At 28.7% G+C, this 1955-nt stretch carries 2 protein-coding genes and 1 pseudogene; all 3 read left to right on the top strand.

Annotation, left to right across the window (positions count from 1 at the left end):
• On the top strand, positions 1 to 735 hold a 735-nt coding region (locus KHW44_RS09150; RefSeq protein ID WP_304068742.1), incomplete at its 5' end, for a solute carrier family 23 protein.
• Positions 736 to 830: 95 nt separating this feature from the next.
• Positions 831 to 1517 (top strand): response regulator transcription factor, encoded by a 687-nt coding sequence (locus tag KHW44_RS09155; protein ID WP_304068745.1) that lies wholly within the window; start codon positions 831 to 833, stop codon positions 1515 to 1517.
• Positions 1510 to 1955, top strand: a pseudogene (locus KHW44_RS09160) (sensor histidine kinase); the annotation flags it as partial. The gene KHW44_RS09155 and the pseudogene KHW44_RS09160, both read left to right, overlap by 8 nt.

Consider the following 1955-nt stretch of genomic DNA (forward strand, 5'->3'; position numbering starts at 1 on the left):
GTTTTATTCAAAAAATTCTTAGCTACAATACCGATATTAATCGCAATTATAACAGGTTATATTGTAAGTGTAGCATTAAAAATGGTCGATTTTACACCGGTAATGCAAGCATCATTATTTACATTGCCTAAATTTCAACTTCCAATATTTGACCTAAAATCTATAATCACAATGTTGCCTGTAATTTTGGTAATAACAAGTGAACACATTTCACACCAAGTAGTTACAAGTAATATCATAGGAAGAGATTTATTAAAAGAACCTGGCCTTCATAGATCGATTTTTGCAGACAACTTTTCAACTGCAATATCTGGATTTATAGGCGGAGTTCCAACAACAACTTACGGTGAAAATATCGGCGTAATGGCAATTACTAAAGTTTATTCAGTTTATGTAATTGCGGGAGCAGCTTGTATATCAATTTTAATGGCATTTATTGGACCATTATCAGCACTTATTTCATCAATACCAGGAAATGTAATAGGTGGAGTAACATTCTTACTTTACGGTATGATTGGAACAAGTGGTATCAGATTATTAGTAGACCAAAAAGTAGATTACTCACAATCCAAAAACTTAATATTAACTTCTGTAATATTTGTAACTGGACTTTCAGGATTGAAAATAAACTTCTTGGGAGTATCATTATCAGGAATGGTTCTAGCATCAGTTGTTGCAGTAGTATTGAGCTTATTATTCTATGTATTTGATAGATTGGGAATAATGAACGATTAGTAAGTATAATTAGTGGACTTTTATTAGTTCACTAATTTTTTTATTGAAAAATAGCTTTCGTATCATTTTTTCGCAAGTTTATGTATAATTTTAGTATGAAGGTTTTAATTATAGAAGACGATAAAATAATTTTAAATTCGCTTAAAGAATATTTAGAAAATTGGGAATACGAGGTGTTCAAAAATTCTGGAATAGATATTATGGAGGATGTCAAAAATATAAAGCCAGATATAATATTGATGGATATTATTCTTCCTAGCTTTAATGGATATTTTTGGTGCGAAAAAATACGAAAGACAACTGATATTCCAATAATTTTCATATCTTCAAAATCAGAGGATTTGGATATAATAATGGGAATGCAGATGGGCGCTGATGATTACATTACCAAGCCATTTAATTTTGATGTACTTATGGTAAAAATCAACGCCGTTATGAAACGATATTATGGCAATAACATCATCAAGAGCGTTTTGGAGTTTAATGATGTCATGCTTTTTTTGAATGAATTCAGATTGGAATTCAATGAGAATAAAACTAACCTCACAAAAACAGAAATGCTAATTTTAAAATCATTATTCGAAGCTAAGGGTGAAATAGTAACAAGAGAAAAATTGATGGATCAGTGTTGGCAAAATGATTTTTTTATAGATGATAATACATTGGCTGTGAATATCAATCGAATAAGAAAAAAATTAAACAAACTTGGCTTGGAAGATTTCTTGTTGACAAAAAAATATTCTGGATACTATTTAAATGGCGGAAGTAATCAAAATGAATAAATTAATGTGCTTTTTGAAGAAAAACCTCAAGTCTATTTTATTTTTTGTGTCAATAAATGCTATTTATTTTATGGTCTGTTATTTGAACAATGTGGATATAAAAGTGTTTGGACAAGGTTTTGAAATATGTTTGATAGTATTTTTAATTTATTTGGTAATTAAATACTTAGATTTTCAAAAAGAATTATCAAATGATGAGAAAATAGAAGATTTAGAAATGCAAATTGAAAATAATAGAAATCAGTATATTTCATGGCAAAAAGATATCCAAGAATATTTTTCTATGTGGGTACACCAGATTAAAACTCCGATAACCTGCTTGGAAATTTTGACAGAAGATAATACAGAAATGAAAATGCAACTTAAATCAATCGACAATTACACGAATATGGCTATAAATTATTTGAAGCTAAATTTGCACGAAAAAGACATGGATAT

This window comes from Finegoldia magna (assembly GCF_018371055.1).
Lineage (GTDB): Bacteria > Bacillota > Clostridia > Tissierellales > Peptoniphilaceae > Finegoldia > Finegoldia magna_I.